This is a genomic window from Myroides odoratimimus, from assembly GCF_001485415.1.
Lineage (GTDB): Bacteria > Bacteroidota > Bacteroidia > Flavobacteriales > Flavobacteriaceae > Flavobacterium > Flavobacterium odoratimimum.
The window spans coordinates 52922-71367 of sequence record NZ_BCMQ01000006.1; the positions used below are offsets into that span (position 1 = coordinate 52922).

The 18446-nt window shown below is 34.6% G+C and carries 16 protein-coding genes; 5 read left to right on the plus strand and 11 right to left on the minus strand.

Annotated features, from left to right (window positions below):
* The first annotated feature begins 101 nt into the window (after window positions 1-101).
* The gene (gene mgtE, locus MODO_RS07550) at window positions 102-1415 is read left to right on the plus strand and encodes a magnesium transporter (protein ID WP_006256976.1); all 1314 of its coding nucleotides are present in this window, start codon (window positions 102-104) and stop codon (window positions 1413-1415) included.
* A gap of 64 nt (window positions 1416-1479) precedes the next feature.
* Here mgtE and MODO_RS07555 read toward each other — a convergent pair whose 3' ends face one another.
* Together MODO_RS07555 and MODO_RS07560 are read right to left on the minus strand one after the other, a co-directional pair.
* Window positions 1480-1683 (minus strand): hypothetical protein, encoded by a 204-nt coding sequence (locus MODO_RS07555; RefSeq protein WP_006256977.1) that lies wholly within the window; start codon window positions 1681-1683, stop codon window positions 1480-1482.
* A 54-nt stretch (window positions 1684-1737) separates the two neighbouring features.
* Complete coding sequence (locus tag MODO_RS07560) at window positions 1738-2982, minus strand: MFS transporter (protein WP_006260731.1); 1245 nt, start codon at window positions 2980-2982, stop codon at window positions 1738-1740.
* 135 nt (window positions 2983-3117) lie between these two features.
* On the opposite strand from MODO_RS07560, the gene meaB reads away from it, so the two are divergent.
* Window positions 3118-4215, plus strand: coding sequence for a methylmalonyl Co-A mutase-associated GTPase MeaB (gene meaB, locus MODO_RS07565; protein ID WP_006256979.1), 1098 nt, complete (start codon window positions 3118-3120; stop codon window positions 4213-4215).
* 26 nt (window positions 4216-4241) lie between these two features.
* On the opposite strand, the gene MODO_RS07570 is transcribed toward meaB, so the two are convergent.
* On the minus strand, window positions 4242-4493 hold the full coding sequence (locus MODO_RS07570; protein ID WP_006256980.1) for a DUF8828 family protein: 252 nt from the start codon (window positions 4491-4493) through the stop codon (window positions 4242-4244).
* 7 nt (window positions 4494-4500) lie between these two features.
* Window positions 4501-5874 carry an MATE family efflux transporter gene (locus MODO_RS07575; RefSeq protein WP_006266491.1) on the minus strand — a complete coding sequence of 458 codons (1374 nt, stop codon included), beginning with the start codon at window positions 5872-5874 and terminating at the stop codon, window positions 4501-4503.
* A 141-nt stretch (window positions 5875-6015) separates the two neighbouring features.
* On the opposite strand from MODO_RS07575, the gene MODO_RS07580 reads away from it, so the two are divergent.
* Window positions 6016-6543, plus strand: a complete 528-nt coding sequence (locus tag MODO_RS07580; RefSeq protein ID WP_006256982.1) for a hypothetical protein — start codon at window positions 6016-6018, stop codon at window positions 6541-6543.
* Between the two features lie 61 nt (window positions 6544-6604).
* Here MODO_RS07580 and MODO_RS07585 read toward each other — a convergent pair whose 3' ends face one another.
* A complete protein-coding gene (locus MODO_RS07585) occupies window positions 6605-7480 on the minus strand; it encodes a PPK2 family polyphosphate kinase (RefSeq protein ID WP_039328961.1) in 876 nt (291 codons plus the stop codon).
* Window positions 7481-7550: 70 nt separating this feature from the next.
* Here MODO_RS07585 and MODO_RS07590 point away from each other — a divergent pair, with 70 nt between their 5' ends.
* Complete coding sequence (locus MODO_RS07590; protein WP_006256984.1) at window positions 7551-8390, plus strand: DUF6929 family protein; 840 nt, start codon at window positions 7551-7553, stop codon at window positions 8388-8390.
* A gap of 73 nt (window positions 8391-8463) precedes the next feature.
* Here the strand turns inward: MODO_RS07590 and MODO_RS07595 are convergent, their stop codons facing one another.
* From MODO_RS07595 to nhaA, 6 genes are all read right to left on the minus strand, one after another.
* On the minus strand, window positions 8464-9663 hold the full coding sequence (locus MODO_RS07595) for an ABC transporter permease (protein WP_006256985.1): 1200 nt from the start codon (window positions 9661-9663) through the stop codon (window positions 8464-8466).
* Window positions 9656-10777, minus strand: coding sequence for an ABC transporter permease (locus tag MODO_RS07600; RefSeq protein ID WP_232297427.1), 1122 nt, complete (start codon window positions 10775-10777; stop codon window positions 9656-9658). The genes MODO_RS07595 and MODO_RS07600 overlap by 8 nt, the downstream gene beginning before the upstream one ends.
* 56 nt (window positions 10778-10833) lie before the next feature.
* Window positions 10834-11820 carry an HlyD family secretion protein gene (locus MODO_RS07605; protein WP_006266487.1) on the minus strand — a complete coding sequence of 329 codons (987 nt, stop codon included), beginning with the start codon at window positions 11818-11820 and terminating at the stop codon, window positions 10834-10836.
* 15 nt (window positions 11821-11835) lie between these two features.
* A complete protein-coding gene (locus tag MODO_RS07610) occupies window positions 11836-13224 on the minus strand; it encodes a TolC family protein (protein ID WP_235279891.1) in 1389 nt (462 codons plus the stop codon).
* A 380-nt stretch (window positions 13225-13604) separates the two neighbouring features.
* Complete coding sequence (locus MODO_RS07615; protein ID WP_006256989.1) at window positions 13605-15236, minus strand: ABC-F family ATP-binding cassette domain-containing protein; 1632 nt, start codon at window positions 15234-15236, stop codon at window positions 13605-13607.
* 133 nt (window positions 15237-15369) lie between these two features.
* Entirely contained in the window at window positions 15370-16725 is a 1356-nt protein-coding gene (gene nhaA, locus MODO_RS07620; RefSeq protein ID WP_039328956.1) for a Na+/H+ antiporter NhaA, read from the minus strand.
* 821 nt (window positions 16726-17546) lie between these two features.
* Between nhaA and lipA the strand changes: the two genes are divergently transcribed.
* Window positions 17547-18419 (plus strand): lipoyl synthase, encoded by an 873-nt coding sequence (gene lipA, locus MODO_RS07625; RefSeq protein WP_006256991.1) that lies wholly within the window; start codon window positions 17547-17549, stop codon window positions 18417-18419.
* The last annotated feature ends 27 nt before the right edge of the window (window positions 18420-18446 follow it).

Below are 18446 nucleotides of genomic sequence, written 5' to 3' on the forward strand. Positions count from 1 at the left end.
TATTAAAAAATCATTAGAAATTTTAAAGTACACTTTGTATAGATTACCTTTGCATAGTTTTTAAGAATATATTATACTAACTACTTAATAAGCTTCGATCTATGACTTTTAAAGACATGCACCCAGCAGATATTGCTGAAGCAATTACAGAGATGAAAAGAACCGATAGAAACCTTGCGTTTCTAAAGCTTTCACCTGACTTAAAAGTTGAAGTATTCTCCTTTTTAGATATTAATATTCAAGAGGAAATAGTGCGTAGCATGACTAGAGAAGATTATGCAGATGTACTTAATAACTTAGAACCCGATGACCGTACAGAGTTATTAGAAGATTTCCCAGATGAATTAATTAAATACTCTATCAACTTATTAAATGATAAAGAAAAGCAAATTGCACTTAACTTAATAGGATATAAAGAAGATAGTATTGCTCGTTTAATGACTCCTTTATACATACAAACAAAGGCTAACAAAACAGTTAGACAAGTTTTAGATCATATCAAGGTGTATGGTAAAAAAGCCGAAACATTAAACTATATCTATGTAGTAGATGATCACAATAGATTAATTGATGACTTAAAACTAGGTGAATTAGTTCTAGCAGACGAAAATACACTAATAGCAGACTTAATAGACAATACATTTGCTTCTATTACAAGTACTACAAAAACAGAAGATGCTTTTGATATATTCGAGAAATATGATCGTTCTGCACTACCTATTATTACTGAAAGCGGAGTGCTTGTGGGTATAGTAACCTTCGATGATATCTTAGATGCTATTAAAGATAGAGATACTGAAGATATCCAAAAGTTCGGGGGTATGGAAGAGTTAGATTTATCTTATACACATACACCACTATTTGAATTAGTACGAAAAAGAGCTGGTTGGTTAATCATCTTATTTTTAGGAGAAATGTTAACTGCTTCAGCCATGGGACATTTTGAAGATGAGATAGAAAAGGCAGTTGTATTAGCACTATTCGTTCCTTTAATCATATCTAGTGGAGGTAACTCAGGTTCACAAGCAGCTTCTCTTATTATACGCGCTATGGCATTAGGAGAGCTAAAGTTAAGTGATTGGTGGTATGTAATGCGAAAAGAGGTTGCCTCAGGAGTTATGCTAGGAGGTATCTTAGGAATTATAGGTTTCGTGAGAATCTTTATTTGGCAAGAAGCAGGTATCTATGACTACGGAGAGCATTGGATTGCTATCGGACTAAGTGTATCAGTCTCTTTACTATTCATTGTGTTATGGGGTACCTTATCAGGTTCGTTAATACCATTTATACTAAGAAAGTTTGGAATGGACCCTGCTACTGCATCAGCTCCGTTTGTTGCTACACTAGTAGACGTTTCTGGATTAATAATCTACTTCTCTATAGCAGCAATGTTCTTATCAGGAAAGATATTATAATAAATAAGTATAACTAAAAAAAAGCGAGTAAACATTTGTGTTTACTCGCTTTTTTTATATAACCTTACTTTAAGGTAAGAGGTTTTTCAGCTTCTAATACAGGAGCATTAGAGTTATTATAAATCTGAGGCTCATTATTTTTATTATAACTAACTAGAGCTTGCTCATACTCTTTTTTATACTTGTCTTTATCTGAAGTCAATTTATCTTTTGTTCCACAAGAAATAAATAATATACTTATTGATAGTGTAATATACGCTACTCTCATACTATCTAGTTTAAAGGTTGATTCTCTTAAAGATAAACTTTAAATTAATAGATACTACTCCTCTTCTCTAAATTTGACTTTTTTCATATTTGGTAACAAAGCTGCTATAATCCCTATTAAAGGTAAATAGGCACAAATCATATAGATATTCTCAATAGAAGTACGATCAGCCCACCATCCTAAAACAGCAGATCCTAAACCTCCCATACCAAAAGCAAAGCCATAAAACAAACCTGATACCATCCCTATTTTACGTGGTAATAGCTCTTGTGCATACACTAATATAGATGGGAATGCTGAGGATAGGATTAAACCGATAATCACAATTAATATACCTGTCCACTCTAAAGAAGCATAAGGTAGTAACATCGTGAACGGAGCTACTCCTAATACTGAGAACCAAATAATATATTTACGTCCTACCTTATCTCCAAAGAAACCGCCTATTAAAGTTCCTGCTGCCACAGCTAACAAGAAGTAAAAAAGATAAACCTGAGCTTGTACTTCACTTATACCAAACTTATCCATTGTATAAAACTGAAAATAACTAGAAATACTAGCTACATAGAAATACTTAGAAAAGATAAGTAATAATAAAACTACAATAGATGTCCATACTCTTAACTTAGAAAGTTCAGGAATACGAATAACTTTCTTCTTCTTACCAACTTGACTCTTTAATACATCTTTATACCATCCACCAATAAAAGCATATACAAATTGAGCAATAAAACCAACAACTAAGAACCATAGTAAATGTTGTTGTCCTTTTGGTAATACAACCCAAGCTACTAATAATGGTGCTAAAGCTGTTCCTGTGTTACCTCCAATCTGGAAAATAGATTGTGCTAAACTACGTTTCCCTCCTGAAGCTACATAAGATACCCTAGATGACTCTGGATGGAATATAGAAGATCCTATTCCTATTAATATAACAGCACATAGTACCATTGCATAAGAAGGGGCGTAACTAAGTAAAATCACTCCAAGCATAGAACAAATCATACCAATCATTTGTGAATAAGGTTTTGGATGTTTGTCTGTATAAGTTCCTACTAAAGGTTGAAGTAAAGAGGAAGAAACTTGATAACAAAAAGTGATCATTCCGATTTGTGCAAATGTTAAGTTATAGTTAGTCTTTAATAGAGGATAGACCGCTGGTACTATAGCTTGTAGAAAATCATTACATAAGTGTCCAAAGCTTATTGCTAATAGAATTGGAAAGACTGTTTTTTGATTTACTGTTTGTTCATTGATTTTGTTTACTAATGTTTTGGGTGCAAAAAGTTTAGTATTCATTACGTCATTTTTCGTTAAGCCCAAATATAATAGGTTGTACATATACTGTCCTAACCGTTCAAATAAATTTCGAAATATGCCTATTTTTAGTACTTTTACCTTTTATCATTACACCAACCCAATAGATTCTTAAAAATGTCACAGCATAATTATAATAAATCAGCGTTAACTGAAAACGAAGGTATTGAACAACCTAATACTACGGATCAAGATGCTATAGCTAAGTTTCAAGCTAGACGCAGACAGAAGATATCTACTGTTGAAATTATTCAGAGAATCATTAACAATGATAAAGTAGCCTTAAGTCAAGGTATCACACTTATTGAGAGTTTAAATCCACTGCATCACGCACAAGCAGACGAAATAGTACAAGGATGTCTTCCTTATGCTAATAAATCTGTCCGCATTGGTATAACAGGTGTACCTGGAGTTGGGAAAAGTACATTCATAGAAGCCTTCGGTCTCTTACTGACTAAAATGGGTAAAAAAGTAGCTGTATTAGCTATTGATCCTAGTAGCAGTATCACTAAGGGAAGTATCTTAGGAGATAAGACACGTATGGAAGAACTAGTCCGAGAAGAGAATGCTTTTATACGCCCATCAGCTTCTGGAGACAGCTTGGGTGGTGTAGCTAGAAAAACAAGAGAAAGTATAATCTTATGCGAAGCTTGCGGTTTTGACACTATACTAGTAGAGACAGTGGGGGTTGGACAAAGCGAAACTGCGGTACAGAGTATGGTAGACTTCTTCTTATTACTTAATCTAGCTGGTGCTGGTGATGAACTTCAGGGAATCAAAAGAGGGATTATGGAAATGGCGGATGCTGTTATTATCAATAAAGCAGATGGTGAAAATATAAAAAGAGCTCATATGGCTAAACTTGATTACAATAGAGCCTTACATCTTTTCCCTAAGAAGCCTTCTGGATGGACACCAAAAGTAAGTACCTGTAGTGCTATTGAAAACACAGGAATAAAAGAAATTTGGGACATCATCACTCAATACACCACATTGACCAAAGAAAATGGTTATTTCGACAACAGACGTCAAGAACAAAACCAATATTGGATGATGGAGACTATAAACGAAAACATATTAATGAACTTCTACAATCACCCAGAAATAAAAGCAATGCTTACTGAAAACAAAAAAGCAGTGCAAAACAGTGAATTATCACCTTTCGCAGCTGCTCATAAAATCTTAGATCTATATTTTAACTCACAAGCTAAATAGTATTGAACTATTTAGCTTGTTCTATATTAATCTTCTTCGTCTAGTTCCTCGTCATCTACGTAACGCTCCATCTCTCTTTCGTAAAACTCACCAGCTTTTACGATCAATCCTTCCATCTCAGCTTCTATCTCAGCTTCTTCAGACTCTTCTATTGTTTCTAAGAACTCTACCTCATCAGTATTTAAGTTGATGATAAATCTAGGGAATTCTAAATGTATAATAAAAATATCCTCTGGATACTCAGTATTATCAGCTAGTACGAATTTTGGTAACTCCATATTAATTCTAATTATTATTTATTAATCTGTTTGACAATTTATGAAAACGCCAGTATAGACATATTGCAGCAGTAGTTAATCCTGCTAATAAACCTATCCATATCCCAGCTGCTCCTACACTAGTATACAATCCAAGGTAAATAGATATAGGAAAACCAATAATCCAATAAGATACAAAAGTAATTCCCATAGGCATATTTACATCTTGAAGTCCTCTAAGTGCTCCTAATGTTACTACTTGTATACAATCTGATATTTGGAATACTGCCGCTACAAGTAATAACGTGCCTGCTAATTTAATCACTTCTTGATTCATTACCGCATTTTCGATGTCATTATTATCTAAAAACAACATTGGAATATACTGATGGAATAAAACAAAAAGAATTGCAAAGCCTGTATAAATAATAACTGCCATTAAGATAATAGACCTCGCTACTACTCTTAACTTCACATAATCCTTTAATCCTCTTTGATTCCCTACTCTAATCATCGCAGCTACGCTTAGCCCACTTGCAAACATAAAAGTCATCGAAGACATACTCAATGCGATCTGATTAGCGGCCTGTGCCTCTGTACCTATCATTCCAGATAACCATACTGCTCCAACAAAAAGTGCTACTTCAAAGAAACTCATCATTCCTGAAGGAACTCCAATTTTTGTAATTTTCAGTAACATCTCCTTTTTGATTTCATGAAACTTAATATGTGATAAGAAAGGCTTAAACATCTCTTGTCTCTTCAAAGCGAAATGCATATAAATAATCATCACAATACGCGAAATAAGTGTACCATAAGCTGCCCCTAGCATACCCAATTCGGGGAAAATCCACACACCATATATCAACAAATAGTTAAATACTATATTAGTTAAGTTTGCAATTATCGTTGCATACATAGAATTTTTTGTCTGTGATTTACCATCTGCAAACTGCTTATAAGATTGATACATTACTAATGGAATCAAAGATAAAGCTACAATATCTAAGAATGGTTTAGCAAGGATCGTTACCTCCTCTGGCTGCCCCATGTGCATTAATAGAGGCTTTGCAAAAAAGATAATACTAAATAACACTACTCCTAAAATAGTACATAATGCCAGCCCATTAATAAAAATACTTCTTCCACCTTCTACATCTTTTTCTGCATCACTATGAGCTACTAATGGAGTCAAAGCTGTTGAAAATCCGACACCTAAAGCCACTGCTATAAAAACAAAACTATTTGCTAAAGAAGCTGCTGCTAATTCTGTAGCTCCGATTTTCCCCACCATAATATTATCAATCACCCCCACAATTGTATGACCAAGCATTGCTAATATAATAGGATAAGCTAAACGTATATTATACCCAAATTCTTTATAGTATACTGATAAATTCATTGACAAAAATTTTGTGCAAATATAACTACTGTATACGGAAACTCACTCTCTTAATTACACGAATAAACAAAAACATATTCTCAAACGGCAAGTTTATTGCAGTATATTTTTCTCAAACAACAAAATAAAGACACAATCCTCATGATTAAACTCACTAAAAAAATTTCACTTACAGTGTTAGCACTAAGTGCTATTTTAGTTGCAATGCCAGCTGCAGCTCAAAAGAAAGACAAGCCTTATTACCCTCAGGGATTTAGAGTAGGTTTTGGTCTAAACGGAGGTATGCCTTTAGATTCTAAATATGATGCCGCACTTGGTGTAGATGCAAGAATCCAATATGACGTTAGTCAAAAAACCTCGTTTACTTTAACTTCAGGTTATACTCATTTATTTAATGGAGATGAAGGAGATTTAGGATTAGTTCCAATAAAAGCAGGATTTAAACAGTTTTTAAACAAAAACATCTATGCTATGGGAGAATTAGGAGTAGGTATTGGTACGCACTCAGGAATGGGAAATACCTTTATTTGGTCACCCTCTATTGGTTTTGCTAATCGCTATGTAGATGTAAGTCTTCGTTATGAAAATTACAATGATTATAACACTGATCAACTTGCTGTCCGTGTAGCCTACGGATTTTCTTTAAAAAAGAAAAGCAAAAAGAAATAGAAATAGAAACATAACTGAACAATAAAGCCAATTCAATAATTGAATTGGCTTTATCATTATCTTACTCTTCATTCTTTAATTTCTCAATATACATATCCAGATCCTTTTGAATCTCAGGGTCTAGTTTAGGCAATTTGATATCGTCATATTTACTAAATACTTCTTCTAGTATTTTAGCAAACACATAACGACAATAAGCCTTATCATCAGCAGGTAATACATACCATGGACATTCTGCTGTAGAAGTCCTATTAATAGCCTCTTCATAATACTTTTGATAGTTATCCCAGTACTCTCTTTCTTTAATATCACTAGGTTCAAACTTCCAATTGTGTTTCTCTTTTTCTAATCGACGCAATATTCTTTTCTTCTGCTCCTTCTTACTTAGGTGCAAAAAGAACTTCAAGACTATTACTCCATTATTACTGATATGTTTCTCAAAGTTATTAATCTCTTCGTAACGTTTGTCCCAAAACTCATCTGTTATATCTTCTGCTTTATTAATACCAGGTATTCTTTCATTTAAAACTACTTGTGGGTGAACTCTAGAAATCAATACATTCTCATAATGACTACGATTAAACACAGTAAACTTTCCTCTCTCAGGCAAGGTCACATAATGCCTCCAGATATAATCATGCTCTAGTTCATAAGACGTAGGTTTCTTAAAACTTTGCACCACTACCCCTCTAGCGTTAAAAGCCTTAAAAACTTCTCTAATTAAACTGTCCTTCCCAGCTGTATCCATTCCTTGTATACAGATAAGTACACTATAACGATTATGAGCATACATCACATCCTGAAATTTACCTAAGTTACGACTCAGTTTTTCCACTTTTCGAAATGCCTTGGTCATAGATAGATTTAAATCTGGTACAGTTGATAATTTTTCTAGCTCAACTTTATTGTCTATTCTATATTTTTCTTCTATATTCATTCTCAGAAATTTTTAAGCTTAAATTACTATTTTATTTTAATTTACTCCGCTTTTACATAACATTTATTCTATGAAACAAATTGCACTAGAACTACTTTTCCAGATATTAGGCATTGGAGCTGCATCTGGCTTAGTGTATGATGACAACCAACTCCATATCATTTCTGACAATTCTACTTACTTCTATCACTATAGTTTACAGAATAATCATCTTTATAAAACGTCTTTATCAAGTGACAATCTAAGTCAAGAGAATATAGAGAAAGCTATTAAACCTGATTATGAAGCAATCACTACAGATGGGTTAAACTACTATATTTTTGGTTCTGGCTCTAAACCGAATAGAATAAACTTAGTAGAAGTAAACGGACTGACACACGAAGTCCTTTCAGAAAACGAACTAGACATACTATATGATTCTATGAAGAGTTTTGCTAATCTAAGTGATGCTGACTTTAATATAGAAGGGGTAATTTTTGACAATGATCTATGGTATTTTTTTAATCGAGGAAATGGACCTAAAGGTGCTAATGGAGTATTCGTTGTAAAGGGTAACAACATTCTAAATGATTTTCAAATCACTTATACTCCTATGAAATTACCAAAACTTAATAAAGTACAGACTAGCTTTACAGACGCTATTAAAGTAGAAGACAAGATATACTTCTTAGCTGCTGCAGAAGATGGTCAATCAACCTATGCTGATGGAGAAATAAAAGGAACTATACTAGGCCGTATAGATACCAAAAAACTAAAAGTAGAAAAGACACTAACCATAAGTAACACACATAAATTCGAAGGATTAACCTTATATAGTCAAGAAGGAAAAAACTTAGAGTTCTTACTATGTGAAGATCCTGATAATGACAAAAATGAATCAGGCATATACAAACTATCTATTAAGAATTAAATTTTCCCTTTATATCTGAACAAAAAAAGCAGAAGTAAATACTTCTGCTTTTTTAATTTTATTAGCTCTAAAGCTATATTGAATTAGTTGTTTTCGTTTGTCTTAACCTTCTGTTGGTCCAGACCGCAAAGATAAAATAAAAAATACAAATACCCCACATTTTAATAAAGACATCGCTAATTTCTGTCAGTGATGCTCCGAACTGTGTAAGAGATATAAATCCTTTTACTCCTAACGTACTTGGTACCAATACAGAAACACCTTTTATCCAAGCAGGAAAGGCTATTGTAGGCCATGAAGTACCACTAAGCATTAGAGCTGGAATAGAGAATACTGTAACACTCATAATTGCCTCTTCTCTTCTCTTAAAGAAGTTTACTAAAGTCATTCCCATAAAGGTAATAGACAAGATAACAGGAATCAAAAAGATCATAATCTCAAATATATTTCCTCGTTGGGGCAAATTATAAACATGCATGATAATAAGCACCCCTACTAAAAGTAATATCATTGATATAATCAAATAAGTCAAGGCTCTTCCTAAAGTTAAAAAGACATTGCTAAAACGTCTTTTTTCAGCATAAGAAAAGACCTGAGCAAACATCCCATTCTGACGAAGTGTCCCCCCCATAATCCCCATACCTGTTAACTGTAATGTCTGTAATGCAATAATAAACACTACTGGGATAACGAATGTAGCATATCCAACATTAATATTATAAAGAGGTACAGCTGTGACATTAAATGGACGTCTAGTAGCAATAGCCTGATCCATTGGTGTGCTTTTAGCCATTGCCTTGTTCACTTCTACTTGCGCATTGAACGTTCCCATAGAGACCATCACAGCTCCTATAGTTTGCTTATAATAGAGCATATAAGACGCATCTGCATATACTGAGATAGAAGGGACTTCTCCCTTTTGCATATCACGAGTAAAATCTTTTGGTATCATTATAATACCTCTAATTTCACCTTTATCATATACTTCCTTAGCTGCATCAAAATCACTTGTATGATATACTACCTTTAACTGATGTGTAGCATCTATCATTCTACTAACCTGCTGCCCTAACTTAGCCTGATCGTGATCTACAATTGCTACAGGTAAGTCATCAAAGTTCTCATGTGAGTAGACATAAGAATAGAAGAATCCTACTAACATAAAAGATAGCATATAGGACATCACTACAGCCGAATCCGAAAAGATTAGTTTAAACTCTCGTTTACACGCTTCTGTAATTAAAGCGAAGTTAGCTATTAGACCTTTAAACATCGTATCCTCCTTTCTTCAATTTTTTATAGTACAACGGAATACACAACAATCCTACGCATACAAATATAGCTAGCGTTATGATGTAATTCTGTTGTGTATTATTATATTGAAATCCTTTAATAGCATAATCAACTGTAAAACGCATATAAGAGTGGAATGGAAAAATATAATTAAACCCTCTTATGAATGCACTCATCCCTTCTGGAGGAAACGTATATCCAGCAAAAGAAAAGGCTAGAGCTGCATAAGACCCTCCTATAGTCAGTGCTGTTCTAAGGCTAGACATAATAGAAGCCATAAAGAAAGCCATACTCTGACATACCACTACGAAAGAACAAAAGAATAAATTTATAACGAAGAAATTTCCTTTAAAAGGAACTCCGATTCGGTAATAAAGTAAACTATTCATCATGAACCCCATTAAACAGAACAGTAACGTATAAGGTAATATTCTACTTATCACAGCTACGAATACTTTATCATTACTCTGTTCTAATAATTGTTTCCCTTTATTATATCTCAACACAGATCCAAAAACATAGATAGAGATGACCATAATAATAATCTGAAATGACATTGGCATAAAAGCAAGTGTCAGATAATACCCATAACTTGTATAAGGATTATACAGCACATGGCTATTAGTACCTGTAGGCACTACAGTAGCCACAGCCTGTTCTGCCATCAGTCCACTCTGTTGTAAACTCATGATCTTTGCCCCTGCAGCTAGATTACCTGCTACCATCTGGAAATCTCTTTGTATTAATCCTGCTGGTAATAAATACTGCCCATTGTAGTAACACACTACATTAGTATAAACACCTTTCTGAGCATTTTTCTGAAAATTCTTTGGTATGATAATTAGAGCAAAAGAATCTCCTCTTCTAATTGTCTGTTGACCTTCTAGCTCATCACTTACTTCATAAGCAATGTCCATACTAGCTGTAGCATCAATCATACGTCCTAACTGACGAGACAATTTACTTTTATCTAAATCTAGTAACGTAACAGGGAGATCTCGTGAAATCCCCTGACTCAGCAGTGATGAATAAAAATAGAATAGCATCATAGGCACACCTATCATCAAGACAAGCAACCGCGGTGATGTAAACATCCTTTTACATTCACTAATAAATATAGATAAAAAACCTGTTTTAGTCATTACACCCTTTATTTCAAACTACTTTCTAATACTAAAGCACTCATACCTGGTCTAAGACCTTCTACCTTCTTAGTTGGGTAAGCTTTAATTAAGAATGTCTTCATATCAAAATCACCTTTTGTTTTCGTAGCCGTCCATGTAGCATAGTCTCCTTGAGCAGCGATATACTGTACTTCTAGCTCTACCATCTCATCCCCTAAAGCAGGAAACTTAGCCATAAACTTACTTGCCATCTTAAACTTAGGCATTAGATTTTCTTTGATATTGAAATATACCCATACATCTGACAAATCTACTAGATTGACCACAGGATAACCAGAATTCACTATTTCCCCTTTATTAGGCATGATAGTCAATACTTCTCCTTGTTGTGGAGCTTTTACATCACCTTCTCCTTTCAGAGACAACACTTCATTTACAGCACCTTGTGCTTGTCCTACCATAGCTAATGCTGCAGCTTTATCCTCTACACGAGCTCCTTTTTGTACCATTTGATACTTAGCATATGCCGCTTTCTCTACTTCTTGTGAAGCCTTAAACTGTGTATATGCCTCATCTCTTTTTTGAGCTGGTACTACTTTCTCTTTATATAAATTCTCTACACGATTATAAGTCTTCTCTGCTAATTCTGCTCCTGCTTTTGCTTGTTGCCACATATTATAAGTCGCAGAGACTTCTTCACCTCTTGCTCCTTTATTAGCTTTAGCATCCATAGCTTGTGCAGCCTGTTTAGCTGATTCCGCCTGTAGTAGTTTAGCATCTATCTCAGGAGTGCTTATTTTTAATAATAACTCCCCAGCTTTAACTTGTTGTCCCTCCTTTACTAAAATATCTTCTACACGTCCAGGTATCTTAGAAGCCACATTAATCTGTGTAGCATCTACCTGTCCTTGAATATAGGATTCTGATGGTGCACTCATATACCATAGTGATATAATTAAAATTAAAAGCACTATAACGATAGCAACCATTGCACTTACAACTTTATTTTTCATCTTTTAAAGCTTATATTATTTTGTGTATTGTAAAAAATTATGACTTAATCCTGCTACTTCGAAAAGGGATGCCACCCCTATAGCATAATTATAATTGGCTTGTAGTTTCATTAATCTTACTCCTGACAAATTCATCTCAGCATCCACTACCTCTGTTGATGTTGCAAAACCTTCTGAGAATGCTTTAGTTCTAACACGTAGATACTCCACTGCTAATTTCTCTTGTACATTAAGATTCTTAATCTGATCTTCTTGTTTTTGAATATCTTGATACAGCTTAGCTACTAGCATCTTCACATCACTCTTCGCTTTTGTTTCGAATAATTCTACGCTTTCTCTAGTTGCTTTAGCAGCTTTAATCTCATTCTTGTTTTTAAATCCTTCGAATAACGTATAACTAACACCTATCCCTACTACCCACGGCTTACTATCTTTCTCTCCTATTAAGATAGGGTTATTATGTGCTAATATTGTTTGTCCGAATCCAAATACTGTTGGATAATTAGCAGATTGCTTTACTTTTACCCCTTGATCAGCTAGCTCTTTTTGCAATACTAATTTTTGTAGTTCTGGATAATTTTCTACAGCAGAACCTTGAAAGAAGTCAACGTTCTCTAACTGAGGTATCGAAAAGAAATCACTATCTAACGTAGCTGTAACTTCATCTACTTCTAATGTATTTGCTAAGGCTAACCTTGCTAATTTAGCATCTTTTAGCGCTCCATCTAGCTGTCTATTAGCTTCTGATACCGCCACATCAGCACTCATCTTTTCTACAGCTGCTATCATACCGTGTTCCTCTAGCTTAGTCGCATCGTGTAGATGTTTATTCATCCCCTCTAAGACTGTTCTTCTTACAGCCACAGCTTCTTCAGCTAACTTCACTGAATAATAACGTTGTGCTAATTCAGTGATTAACTTATTCTTCGTTTTTTCTAAATCTTTCTCTCCTATTTTACTCTCTATCTCATGTGCCTTTATAGCTGCGTTAATCTTTCCTCCTGTATAAAGAGGCCAAGTAGCCATAAAACCACCGAAAACCATATCTTTTTTATTAAATGACTTAGACCAGTTACCTAAGACATCTGGATTAGGTAAATGAATAAAATCTCCTATTCCATTTTTCAACCCATTTAGATCTACTCCTAACGATTTGCTAAGATATAGTCCTCCTCCGAAAGCACGCACAGAAGGATAGCGTAGCCCCTTAGTAGCTTGCCATTTATAATGGTGTACTTCTTCCTGTTTCTCTACTGCCTTAATAAGACTATTATCTTGATACATCTTATTATACGCATCTGTAAATGACAGACTCTCCTGTGCATACACAGAACTAGACATACCTATAAAGAATAATACTCCTCCTACTACAGAGAAATAATCCCTTAAATCTAATCGCTTCATGAACATACTTTCTATTTATATATTGCAAATATAGAGACTATACTCCTAATATTATATTTTACGTAAAATTACCTATAAATTTAAACTTTTTTAATACAATTAAAAATGATTAAACGCTCTTTTTAGCAATAAGCTGTACACTATATAGCAGTCTTATTTATTGAATAAAACATCTGCATCAGAGACCGTATATAAAATACTGACCTCATCACTGTAGTAATCAACCCATTACTTATATCTAAAACTATGTATCTATGTAGAATACAACTATTTTATCAAAATAATAAAACTCAAAACATATGCCACTCTATCAATATCCACAAACTAAACTTTAGAGTACAAAAAAAAGAGCAATCCTTACTGACTGCTCTTTTACGATTTTATTTTTCGATTTCTCTTAAGTTCTCCATTTTCTTATGTGCTAAGAATCCTTTGATATCTTCGAAGTGTTCTTTCACTCGTTTATTTCCAAACTCAAATACCTTCTCTGCAAGACCATCTAAGAAATCACGGTCGTGAGACACTAAAATCACGGTTCCTTCGAAGTCGCGCAAAGCTTCTTTAATGATATCTTTCGTTTTCATATCTAAGTGGTTCGTTGGCTCATCCAGAATCAATACATTATAAGGTTCTAACAGAAGTTTCACCATCGCTAAACGAGTTTTCTCTCCTCCTGATAACACTTTTACTTTTTTATGAATATCATCACCAGAGAACATAAATGCTCCTAAGATATTTTTTATCTGTGTTCTGATATCTCCTTCTGCTATTCTATCTACTGTTTCGAAAATAGTCAAATCTTCATCTAATAAAGAAGCTTGATTCTGTGCGAAGTAACCAATCTGTACATTATGTCCAATCTCAGCTTCACCTTGAAAATCTATTTCTTTCATGATCGCTTTAATCATAGTAGATTTACCCTCACCATTCTTTCCTACAAACGAAACCTTCTGGCCTCTCTCTATTACAATATTTGCATCTTTAAATACAACGTGATCTCCATAAGACTTTGACATCTCTTTTACTACCACAGGATACTGTCCTGAACGTGCTGCTGGTGGAAACTTCAAACGAAGTGCAGAATTATCAATTTCGTCCACTTCGATGATTTCAAGTTTCTCAAGCATCTTTACACGAGACTGTACTTGTAAAGTCTTAGAATACGTTCCTTTAAAACGTTCAATAAACTCTGTTGTCTCTGCGATCATCTTTTGTTGCTCCTCATACGCTTTTAGCTGATGAGCACGTCTATCTTGACGCAATACTAAGTAATCAGAATACTTCGCTTTATAATCATAGATTTTACCCATCGTTACTTCAATCGTACGATTGGTAATATTATCTACGAATGCACGGTCGTGAGAGATAACCATCACCGCCTTAGCTTGGTTGATTAAGAAGTCTTCTAACCACTCGATACTTTCGATATCCATATGGTTCGTAGGCTCATCTAATAAAATCAAATCTGGTTTTTGTAATAAGATTTTTGCCAACTCGATACGCATTCTCCATCCACCACTAAACTCTGATGTAGGTCTATTAAAGTCTTCTCTAGTAAAACCTAATCCTTTTAATATCTTCTCTACCTCTGCCTCATAGTTCACCTCTTCGATAGAATAGAACTTCTCACTTAACTCAGATACACGCTCGATTAGCTTCATATAAGCATCACTCTCATAGTCAGTACGCACTGTCAGTTGCTCATTGATATCATCTATCTCTTTCTTCATAGAGAAGATACTTGCATACGCCTTAGACGCTTCTTCCATTACAGTACAGTTATCTTCAGTCAATAAATGCTGTGGAAGATAAGCAATAACAGCATCTTTTGGTGCTGAGATATTCCCTGTAGAAGGTTTATTCGCTCCTGCTACTATCTTTAATAAAGTAGATTTTCCTGCCCCATTTTTTCCCATTAAGGCAATCTTGTCGTTTTCATTGATTGAAAAATTGACACCACTAAATAAAGTAGTACCACCAAACTGAACTGAAATATCGTTAACTGTAATCATGTAACTCTGTATATCTGTTTTGAATTAAGTTGCAAATATAGTATTTGTTAAGTACCATCTACTACATTTTAATTAATAAAAAAAGCTCTGTAAAACTAAATTTACAGAGCCATATATCTTTATAGTATCATCACTAGGCTTCTTCTTGAACTCCCGTTTTCTTACCACACATAAATAGTAGTACATATCCTATGATACCACCAAGTCCTGAAGCAATTAGAATACCTAATTTTGCTTGATCTGGGAACTCTGGATGCAGATTGATATCAAATGCTAATTCAGTAACGAATAACGACATCGTGAACCCAATAGCAGCTAAGAATCCTAATCCTAATAAATTAAGATACGTCATCCCCTTAGGCATTGCTACTATTTTAAGTTTAATTAATAACGCTGTTAGTCCTGATACTCCTAACACTTTTCCTACTAATAAACCGAATGCTACTCCTAATGTCACAGCACTTAATCCACCATCTCCGATACTAATCGGAATAGCTGCATTAGCTAACGCAAACACAGGCATCACAAAGAATGCTACGAAATTATGCATGCTGTGCTCTAAACGAATAGATGCTGGTAACGCATCTGTAGCCAAATCTTTAATATCATGGACACATTCCATCTGATCTCCTGTAAGATTAGGAATCTTATCGTCTGGATCTATTTTACTGAAACGGTCTCTTAACTTGTTTAATTTTGCTACGAAGTATGACTCGTGTACTCTCGCTGTACTCGGTATAGCGAATGCCGCTAATACTGCTGCGATAGTAGCGTGTACTCCTGATAATAAGAAGCATAACCACACTCCACCGATACCGATGATCGCGTAGTATATCGTGTTTCTAATTCCCACTAGATTACTGATTACTAATAATCCGAAGAATCCTAATCCCATACCTAGATTAGCTAAAGATAAATCACTTGTATAGAACATTGCGATAACTAATACTGCTCCTAAATCATCTGCAATCGCTAACGCTGTCAAAAACACTTTTAACGAAGTAGGCACTTTATCACCTAATAAATATAATACTCCTAATGCAAAGGCAATATCTGTAGCCATCGGGATTCCCCATCCATGTGCTGCATCAGTACCTCCGTTAAACACAATATATACTAGAGCTGGTACAGCCATACCACCGATAGCAGCGATAATAGGTAACATCGCCTTCTTAGGTGATGATAATTCTCCAGTAGTTAACTCACGTTTTAATTCTAAACCAACCACAAAGAAGAAAATAGCCATCAGACCATCATTCACCCAATGTTTTAAAGAGTGGTTTAAAGTCATATCATTTAATGAAAACCCAATATGGTTATCATCCCAAAAACTCATGTAAGCATCTGCCCATTGTGAATTTGCCATAAAAATAGCAAATACAGCAGCTAAAAATAATACTACCCCACCAGATGTAGATTTGCTCATGAATCTACTCATGGGTTTTGCAATCCACTTGTCTGCAGGTGTCTCTCTAATTTGATCTTCCATTATGTTGTAAAATAAATAATAGCGAATATATATTTTCTCCGCATTTTACACAAATTTATACTGCGTTTTTTAAAAATAACTAAATTTACATCAGCAATAAACTTTTTATTTTAAATAATTCACATTTAACAATAAAATAGAATTGTTCCTTAAACTCCTTGCTCTTAATACAAAAAAACATTACTTTTTTTATCAATCCAAAAAATATCTCCTAACCTTTTCGTAGACTGTTTAAAAAATAAAGAAACTCTACGGCTATCATATTCTAGCCTGTCTTGTTATTTTTCAAAGGAATAACAGCCAAAATTATACAAACACTACTTTTATTTTTTTTGTCTTAAAGTTTGTTATTTTCGCCAATAAAACTACCGTTAGTAAATACTCATCATCACCTTATAGCCCTCACTAGCTAATTTTTCTATTTCGTCTTACTATACTAGCACATTGCTAGGGGTATTCTTGCACATTCCTTCGACAAAATGGCCTTCTAGGCAAGCAAACCCCAAGGATACTCCTAGCAAACCCCTAGAAAGTGCAAGCCAAATGACATCGGGATCAGATGTATCGGATGGGGTTCTTCGCAGACTCAGAAGGACAATAAGAGCGGATGTGTAGGATGGATTCTTCGAAAGCTGAGAAAGACAATGAGAACAAATGTGTACGGTGGGATTCTTCACATACACAGAAGGACATAGCGAACAGAAATACACTAGTGTAAAGTCACAGATTATGAATCAGTGACAACATGATAACTTTTAGCATATATTAATAATGTATAACTCTTAAGATTAAGTATATTTGTACTTTCATAAACTCATACTATGGATACAATCTTAGACTCAAATATAGAACCTAAAGCTAAACCAAAGTGGCTTCGTGTAAAACTTCCCACTGGAAAGAAGTACACTGAACTTAGAGGTTTAGTAGATAAATATAAACTGAACACAATCTGTACTTCAGGTAGTTGTCCTAATATGGGAGAATGCTGGGGAGAAGGAACTGCTACATTTATGATATTAGGAAATATCTGTACGCGTTCTTGTGGATTCTGTGGTGTAAAGACAGGACGTCCTGAGACGGTGGACTGGGATGAACCAGAGAAAGTAGCGCGCTCGATCAAATTAATGTCTATCAAACACGCTGTAATCACTAGTGTGGATAGAGATGACATTAAAGATGGAGGATCTATTATCTGGGCAGAAACTGTACAAGCAGTGAGAAGAATCAGCCCTGGTACTACAATGGAAACCCTGATACCAGACTTCCAAGGAATAGAGAGAAATATAGATAGAATCATAGAAGTAGCTCCAGAGATTGTCTCTCACAATATGGAGACGGTTAGAAGACTGACTCGTGAGGTACGTATTCAGGCTAAATATGATCGAAGCCTAGAAGTACTGAGATACTTAAAAGAAAAAGGAGTGAATAGAACTAAATCTGGTATCATGCTAGGACTAGGAGAAACGGAAGAAGAAGTAATCCAAACTATGCATGATCTAAGAGCTGTTAACCTTGACGTATTAACTATCGGACAGTATCTACAGCCTAGTAAAAAGCACTTACCTGTGAAGGAGTTTATCACTCCTGAGCAATTCGAGAAATACGAAAAGATAGGGCTAGAATTAGGATTCAGACACGTAGAAAGTGGTGCCTTAGTTCGCTCATCTTACCGAGCGCAAAAACACCTTTTATAATATAAATAAGGTCGCGTTCTTCGCGAC